Annotated in this window: 4 protein-coding genes and 1 pseudogene; 2 read left to right on the top strand and 3 right to left on the bottom strand. The window is 71.0% G+C overall.

Annotated elements, in window-relative coordinates:
* Positions 1-855 precede the first annotated feature (855 nt).
* Together ABZD10_RS11615 and ABZD10_RS11620 are read right to left on the bottom strand one after the other, a co-directional pair.
* Entirely contained in the window at positions 856-2,595 is a 1,740-nt protein-coding gene (locus ABZD10_RS11615; RefSeq protein WP_372886669.1) for a hypothetical protein, read from the bottom strand.
* Complete coding sequence (locus tag ABZD10_RS11620) at positions 2,595-4,283, bottom strand: DUF3131 domain-containing protein (RefSeq protein ID WP_372886670.1); 1,689 nt, start codon at positions 4,281-4,283, stop codon at positions 2,595-2,597. Before ABZD10_RS11620 ends, ABZD10_RS11615 begins: the two co-directional genes overlap by 1 nt.
* A 177-nt stretch (positions 4,284-4,460) precedes the next feature.
* On the opposite strand from ABZD10_RS11620, the gene ABZD10_RS11625 reads away from it, so the two are divergent.
* On the top strand, positions 4,461-6,464 hold the full coding sequence (locus ABZD10_RS11625) for an ATP-binding cassette domain-containing protein (RefSeq protein ID WP_372886672.1): 2,004 nt from the start codon (positions 4,461-4,463) through the stop codon (positions 6,462-6,464).
* Positions 6,445-7,728 (top strand): HlyD family efflux transporter periplasmic adaptor subunit, encoded by a 1,284-nt coding sequence (locus tag ABZD10_RS11630; protein WP_372886674.1) that lies wholly within the window; start codon positions 6,445-6,447, stop codon positions 7,726-7,728. The genes ABZD10_RS11625 and ABZD10_RS11630 overlap by 20 nt, the downstream gene beginning before the upstream one ends.
* 68 nt (positions 7,729-7,796) lie before the next feature.
* Here ABZD10_RS11630 and ABZD10_RS11635 read toward each other — a convergent pair.
* Positions 7,797-7,987: pseudogene (locus ABZD10_RS11635) on the bottom strand (replication initiation protein); the annotation flags it as partial.

The raw sequence follows: 7,987 nt of genomic DNA on the forward strand, positions 1-7,987 counted from the left end.
ACGGGCGGGATCACAGGGGGGATCACGGGGGGGATCACGGGGGGGATCACGGGGGGCATCAATCGGAGCATCACCAGGGGAATCATCAGGGGAATCATCGGGCAAGCCCCGGACAATTCTCCGGGTATTTCTCCGGGCAAATCTTCAGGTAAGTCTCCAGGTAAATCTTCAGGTAAATTTCCAGGTAAATCTCCTGACAAATCCCCGGCAAGTCCCGGCGCCCTCGCCGCCCCCCGGCGCTTGCCGGGCGGGCCAGGAGCCCGACGGCGCCGCCGGCCACGGCGCGTTGCGAGGGCCGAAGACGGTCATCCCGCGCCGCGCCGTGCCGGGGCATCACAGAGGATGACGACCGCCCCGGCCCATTGCCCGCAGGGCGCTTGCCGGAGGGGTGGGCGTCAGGGGAAGCCGCCGGGCGGGCTTCTGGGGGGCACCGACCCTGTCCCGCCCCGGGACGGTTGCCGCCCCGTTGCGCCGGCTGCGCGCTGGCCGTCGCGCAGCGGTCTTCCGGCACTGGTCTTCCCGGACTGGTCTTCCTGCACTGGTCGTCTTGCACTGTTCATCGCCCACCGATCCTCACACACCGGTCCTCACGCGCCAGGGGCATCCCGCGCCAGGGACGTCCGGCGCAACAGGGGCGCCATCCGGGTCTGCGCGCGGGTTTGCGGGCGGGCGGCGGAAGCCTCGCCCAAAGCATCGCTTCGCCGCCCCTTTGCCCCGGCTGCCGGTGCGGCACGGTTCGGCACGATGCGGCACGGTGCGGCACAGCGCGGCACGGTGCGGCACGGCCAGAGACCGCGGGGCGACGCCTCGGGGTTTCTGGCCGGCCGCGCCTCGGGGCCGATCTCCGGCGAGGTCTCAGTGCCCGGCGGCAGGCTGCGCCAGCGCCGGCAGGACGACCGAGCGGAAATAGCGCGTCAGCAGCTGGTAGTCCTGCGGCCCGAGCGGGCGGGCAGGCGGCGGCGATACAGGCGATGCCGCCTGCGGTTCGTCGGGCGGCGCGGCGCTGGCGATCTCGGCCTCGAGCTCGCTCAGGATCTGCTCCACCAGGCCGGCTTCCGCGGCACCCTCTGCGCCGCTGCCCGGAAAGACGACCGCCACCGGAGGGGGGGCGGCCGGCGCCCGATCACCGACGCGCAGGCCGGCCGTGCCGGTCTGCCCGGACGGCGTCCCCGCGGCCGAGATTTCCAGCACCGCCACCGCCGTCTTCAGGTCCAGCCCCAGTTCCTGCATCAGCATTTCGAGCTTGCGCGCGGTTGCCACGGCCTCGGCCGAAGGGTCATCAGACCCCGGTGGCACGGCCTCGGCCGGCCCCGAAGCAGGTGCTGGCCCGGTGGATGCCAATGTCGAACCCAATGGCGCAGTCAATGGCGTGGCCAATGGTGTGGCACGCGTCACAGGTGTTGCCAGGGGCTGTGTCATTGGAAGAGTCGCGGCCACGGGGGCGGCCTGCTGGGCGGCCAGTTGGGCGGCCTGCGTCATCACCGGGCGCGCCGCCGGGGTCACGATGGGCGGCGCCACCGGAACCGCCGCCGTCGTCGGAACGGGCGCGGCCATCGGGCCGCTGGTGTCGCGCAGCTGATCCAGTTGCCCCTGCAGCTGGCGGGCCAGCGCCCGCAGGGTCTCGACATCCGATGCCGCCTCGGCCGGGCCCGGTGGCGCCGCATCGGCCACCGCCGGCGCCGGTGCCGCCCGCAGCTGCGCCAGGTCGGCGATCATCCGGCGCAGCTGGGCAAGCTCGGCCTCGACCCGGCCGGCCTGCGGGTCCGCCGCTGCCGGCGGCACCTGCGATGTCACCGGCGGAGACAGCAAGGGCGGCGGCGCCACGGCCATTGCCGGCGGCAGGGTCCGGGCCGGCGGCGCCACGCGCTGCGGCTGCGGCATCGGCGAGGCCCAGTTCACCGCCTGGGTGACGCCGGCGGTGTCGGGCCGGCGCGCCGCATTGGGCACCGGCCAGCCGCGCGGCAGCACCGCATAGTCCTGACCCGAGGCGATCCAGCGCAGATAGCTGGCAGTGGCAACGAAACCGCGCAGCGAGGCGCGGGCGATCTCTTCGCCGCCACGGCGGATGATCAGCTCACCGCCGGTGGCCAGCAGGTTCTCCATCTGGGTGTCGAGCGGCTGTAGCACCCGTTCGGGAATCTGGATCTCCGAGATCCCCTCGGAGACGAAGAACCGGTAGCCGGCACCCGCCATGTCGAGCCGCAGCTGCAACTGGCCGCGATCGGTAAGGAAGAACGACAGCGGGTCCTTGCGCGCCATGCAGGTCATGGTGCGCGACTTGCAGATCACCTCGAAGACATCGACATCCAGCCGCGGATTGGGCGAGAACCGGGCATAGCCGTCGGGGTCGAAGCGGAAATAGACCCCTTCCACCAGCCCCTCCTGGAAAGTCGGCCAGCCGAAGGAGCCGCGCAGCGACTGCTGCGCCTCGCGGGCGCCGATGGCAAAGGGAATCGCGGTGTCGACGATCGCGTTCTCCGAGGCGAAGAGATCGTTGCCGCGGCCATCCCCCGGGCCGCTCTGGGCCGCAAGCGGCCCCGGCAGGCCGAGGAACAGCAGCAGGAAGGCGGTCAGGTGTCTCGCAAGGGGTGTCATCAGTAATCAGCCTTTTCTTGTACCGAATGGCGCAGGGCGGGAAGCCAGTCTTCGCGCTGCGGCGGATCGGGGTAGTTGCGGCGCTGGCGCAGGTCCTGGTCGCGGTAGGCGGTGTACCAGACCTCGGTATCGCCGGTGTATGGGGTCAGGATCGTGCCCTGCACCTTGTGCAGAAGCGCCGTCAGGATGATGCCGTTGTTGTTGGCGGTGAAGATCGCCACCCGCCCCTGGCCGCGTTCGTAAAGCCCTTCGAACATGCCGTTCTCGGGGTCGTAAAGCTCGATCACCGCCTCGTAGAGCACATCGGTATAGTCGCTTTCCCACAGCGCCCACATGCCAAGCGCGGCCTTGGCCGAAACCGCGGCGTGATCGGGCACGTAATCGCCGCGCGGGGTCACCGTGTTCCACGGGTAGCCGTCGGAAAAGATCGTGTCATAGGTGAAATAGGGCGGCCCCTTGACGTTGTGCTCAGAACGCGCGGTCATGAAGCCGGTGCGCCGCCAGCGGTTCTCCTGCACCTGATAGATGCGGTCGGCGAACTCGGCCCGCCAGCCGTCGGAATGCAGCCAGTCGGGGGTGGCATCGTCATGCGGCAGGTCAAACCCCAGCTCCATGCCGTCCTGCAGATAGGATTCGGTGACCACGTAATTCTGCGAATGGAACACCCGCGGGTCGCGCCCGTCATAGGGCACCTGGGTGCCGAAGATCGAGGCGGTCAGAAAGGGTTCGGCGCGATGCGCCAGCAGCGGCCGGAACCCCCAGAGCGCAAAGCCCTTGGCGGCATATTCCTCATAGCCCAGCCGCCCCTCCTGGGCATAGACCGCCTCGCCGGTCTTCTTGTCGACATAGGCGCCGAACAGCAGGCCCTCGCGGTCGACGACATTGCTGAAATCCCATTTCAGCAGCACCGAATCGATGGTGTTGGCGAGATAGGGATAGCGGTTCTTGCAAATCCGCATCCAGACCAGGAAACGGCCGATATCAAGCGCCGAAAAACCGATCTCGCCGGGCTTGTTGGTATAGTCGACCTTGGCCCCGGTCTTGGTGTGATAGACCTTGTTGGGCAGCTCCTTGCGGAACAGCTCCAGCGATTTGACGGTGGTCAGTAGCCGGGTGATTCGGCGGTCGAACTCGGGCTTTTCGATCAGGCACAGCTCGTAGGCGGCGACCAGCCCGGCGACATAGGAGGCGGTGTCCCACAGGGTCGTCGACGGGTAGTTGCCGACCGAATTGGCCAAACCGGTGCTGTCCTGGGTGAATTTCTCGAAATAATGCCAGGCGACGCGGGCGGCGCGCATCTCGCGCTCGGTCAGAAAACCGCGCCGGGCGCGGTAGCGGCGGACATATTCGTTGCGCCGCGTATAGCCGGGCGCGGCCTCCCGGTTGCGCTCCAGCCGGTCGAAGTAATCCTTGCCCATCTCGCACATGCGCGGCGGTTTGCGCCGCGCCGGGCGGCGGTCGACCAGGCTGATGGTGGCGCTTGGCAGGTTGCCGCGCATCAGCGCCGGAATGTCGTCCAGCGCGCCGCCGGCGATGATCGGCACGATCTCTTCTTCCTGCTGCAGGAAGATCCGCCGCGCGGTCACCCCGACCGAATAGGTCGCCCCCCCCAGCGCCAGCACGGCGACCAGGAAAACGGCCAGGCCGAAGGCCGGGGATTTCTTTGCGGGTGCGGATCGCTTCTGCATGGGGGCTGCTCCGGTGTTGCGCAACCAGCAAAGCGCAAAGCCGTTAACAACTGGCAACCAAGGGAGATTTTTTTCGTGGCGGCCTCCGGTGCGGCCGGCGGCAGGGGACCTGGCGGGGAAAAACATTTCTTAAGACCTCGGCTTTAAGACCGGGAGGCAAGCCGAGGTCGAAACCCCATGTCGAAACCCCCGAACACCCCCTCCTGGACCACCCGAACACTGGCCGATCTGCCGCCGGTCGACCCGCTGCCGCCGCCGGCGCGCGACCGGGCGACGCCGCTCTGGGCCGCGGCCCTGTCGGTGGTCTTCTCCGTCGGTGCCGGGGTCTGCTATCTGGCCATCGCGGTGTTCACCGTGTTCTTTCTCGACCTGGTGGCGCTGCAGCGGCAGGAAATCCTGGCCTATCTGCTGGCCTTCGGCGCCCTGGTGCCGGTGGTCGGCATCCTGATCTTCGATGTCGGCCATGCCCGCGCGCTGGCCGGCTACCGCCACCTGCGCGAACGCAACGCGGTGCTCGGCCGCGCCCTCCTGGCGCTGCTGGCCATCGGCGGGCTGACCTTCATCCACCCGCTTGTGCTGCTGCCCTTTGCCGGCGCGCTGGGGCTCTGCTGGGTGATCGCGGTGCCGCTGGCCCGCGCCCTGCCGCCCGAGCGGCCGTGGGATTTCCTGCCTGCCGAGGCGGTCTCCTTCCTTTCGGGGCGCGATGCGCGGGCGCTGGCGCTGGCCAATGCGCCGGCCCGCAGCGACCCGCTGATCGACGGGCTGCTGGGCGCGGTGGCGCTGCTGGCGCTGGTCGGCGCCTTCGCGGTCGGCAGCTGGCTGGCGGCGCGCGAGGTCATGCATCCGCCGGCGATCACCGCCGCGGCGCTGATCACCTATGGTGCGGTGCTGGCCGTCACGGCCCTTCTGCGCCAGCGCTCGCGCCTCGACCCCGAGCGCGCCGGCCGCGCCGCCGAGGTGCGCCCCCTGCCCGCCCCCGAAGCCGAGGCCGAGGCCGGCGAAGAGGCCGGGGCCGAAGCCTCCGGCGCGCCGGGGCTGGTGGTGCACAATCTCTCGGTGCAGCGGCCCGGCGGGGCGCCGCTGCTGTCCGACATCTCCTTCCGCGTGGCCCCGAGCACGGTGGTCGGCATCCGCGGTGACAGTTTCGCCGGCAAGTCGCTGCTGCTGAGGGCGCTGGCGGCGCCGCATGACCTCACCGGCCTGTCGGTGCAGGGCCATGTCTCGGTCGCCGGCGAGCAGCCCTGGCGGCGGTCGGCCGACGACCGGCAGATCTCGACCGTGCTGGTGCCGCCACGGCCGCTGGCGGTGCCCGGCGGCGGCACCAACAACCTCAGCTGTTTCGTCGATCGGCCCTCGGGGGCGCGGGCGCGGGCGATCCTGAAGACACTGGTTCACAACAGCGATACGGTGGCCCGGATCCTCGCCGCCGGCGAGGTCGGCGCGCTTTCGGAAACCGAACAGAAGGCGCTGGCGCTGGCCCGGGCCCTGTTCCTGCGCCCGCGGCTCTATCTCTTCGACCGCCCCGAGGACGGCGCCGGGCCGGGGCTGCTGCGCGCCTTTGCCGGGCGGCTCGACGACGAGATCCGGCTCGGCGCGGTGATCCTGATCGTCACCGACGACCGGCTCCTGCTGGAGAAATGCGACAAGCTGCTGATGATGCAGAACGGCCGGGTGATCGAACTGGCGCCTTCGGCCGAGATCAATGCCCGGCTCTCGGCCGGCTGGGCGCGTTTCGTGACCGAACGCAGCCTCGACAGCGAAGAGGCGCTGGATTCCTGGATCTGCGCCCAGTTCCGCCGCGACGGCGACGATGGCAACCGCCGGACGGTCTGCATGATCGCCAACGAGATGCTGGCCCTGGCCTGCCGGCAGCCGGCCACGCTGGGCGGCGGCGGCCGCGTGGGGTTCGAGTTCAAGCATTTCGACGGCCATTGCATCCTGCGCCTGGCCGAAGAAGAGATGCCGGTCTCTTCGGCGACGCTGGAAAAGGCGCGCCAGAGCCTCGAACAGGCGACCGAGGGGGCCAAGCTGAGCCCGCTGGCGCGGATCCTGCGCGACGCCCGGGCGGTGGAAAGCTGCGAGGTCGCCGGCCGCCAGATGCTGCAGGTCACCATCGCGACCTATGATCCGCGCAAATCCCGCGCCCCGGGGGTGCCGCTTCATGACCGCCCCCGCCGCTGACCTCGCCCCCCCGCGCAGCCTGCGCGCCGCGCCCTGGCTGTGGTGTGGCTGGGCGCTGCTCTGCACGCTGGTGCTGGTGGCGGCAGCCGCCATCCTGTCGCACCGGGTCGGCTTTGCCGACCTGCACCGCTATCCCGGTGCCCTGGCGCCGCGCGCCGGCCAGACCGACGTGGTGCTGCCGGCCGGGATCCCGGTCGCCGGCCTCCTGGTCGCCGAGGGCGAGCCGGTGACCGCCGGCCAGCGGCTGGTGCTGCTCGACGAAGACCGGCTGCGCCAGCGCATCGAGGGGCTGGAACGCGCGCTGATGCTCGCCGCCGCCCGGCGCGACTGCCTGCTCGGGCAGCCGGTGCCAAAGGCCGCCGACCTGCCCGGCACCGGCCTCGACGCCGACACCGACACCGACACCGGGCGGGCGCTGCAAGCGGCGCTCGAGGAATGCACCCTGATCCACCGCCGCAACCTGCTGCGCCGCCGCCAGCTGATCGAAAGCCGCGATGCGCTGCGCCAGCGCGCCGGCCTTGCCCTGCAGGGGCTCGGCGCCCTCGCCCCGGCGCCGCCCGACGCGCTTTCGGCCCGGGCCCGCGCGCTGCGCCTGACGCTGGAGAAACAGCGCCTCGACAGCGCCCTGCGGCAGCTCGAGATCGCGCTGGCGGTGCTGGTCGTCGACCAGGATCTGGCGCTGCTCAGAGAGGTCGCGGCCCTGCAGGAGCACAGCGCCCGCAAGGCCGCCGAACTGGCGGCGCTGGAACGCCACGCGGCGCAGCCCTGGCTGATCGCCCCCGACAGCGGCCGGGTGCGCCGCCTGCGTCCGCTGTCCGGGCAAAGCAGCTTTGCCGCCGACATGACGCTGTTGCAGCTCGGCCACGAGGATCGCGACACTTTCGAGGCCCGGGTCGAGGTGCCTGCGCCGCAGGCCGGCCAGATGCGCATTGGCGATCCGGTGGCGATCCGTCTTTCCGGGCTGGCGCTGACCATGCCGCCGGTCGCCGGCACCGTGGCCCGGCTCGAGGACAGCCCCGGCCGCGCAGCGCCCGAGCGCATGATGCGGGTCACGGTCGAGATCGCCCCCGGCCGCATCGCCGACCCGCTGCTGCGCGAGGCGGTCACCGCCCTGCTCGAGGCCGGGCGGGGCCGGGCGACGATCGCCCTTTCGGGGGCGCCGATGACCCTGCTCGAGCGGCTGTCGCGGGTGCTCGCCGAGCTTGCGGGCCGCCGCCGCGAAGACCCGGCGCGGGGCCCGGCAGCGCCGCCGGCGTCGCTCTGAACCGGGCGCCGCCGCGGCCTGTTCCATCACCGGCCCGGGCGGGCGGCGCGAAACGGGGCCGGCGCGGGTCAGTCCAGCCCGTCGAAGATCGCCGGGTCCATCTCCTGCCAGAAGCCGAAGATCGCCTCGAGATTAAGCGGCGACACCCAGCCGAACCGCTCGAAGTTGGCGCGTTTGGTCGCGTCGGTCAGCTGGCTCAGAAACAGCCGCTTGTCGGCGTCGCGCTGGGTCGGGCTGCGGGCCTCGATCGCCGCCTGCA

Source organism: Shimia sp., assembly GCF_041624275.1.
In the GTDB taxonomy this organism is placed as follows: Bacteria; Pseudomonadota; Alphaproteobacteria; order Rhodobacterales; family Rhodobacteraceae; genus Shimia.

Coding starts and splice junctions, on each gene's coding strand:
- ABZD10_RS11615 (WP_372886669.1), bottom strand. CDS start 2,595: ATGACACCCCTTGCGAGACACCTGACCGCCTTCCTGCTGCTGTTCCTC.
- ABZD10_RS11620 (WP_372886670.1), bottom strand. CDS start 4,283: ATGCAGAAGCGATCCGCACCCGCAAAGAAATCCCCGGCCTTCGGCCTG.
- ABZD10_RS11625 (WP_372886672.1), top strand. CDS start 4,461: ATGTCGAAACCCCCGAACACCCCCTCCTGGACCACCCGAACACTGGCC.
- ABZD10_RS11630 (WP_372886674.1), top strand. CDS start 6,445: ATGACCGCCCCCGCCGCTGACCTCGCCCCCCCGCGCAGCCTGCGCGCC.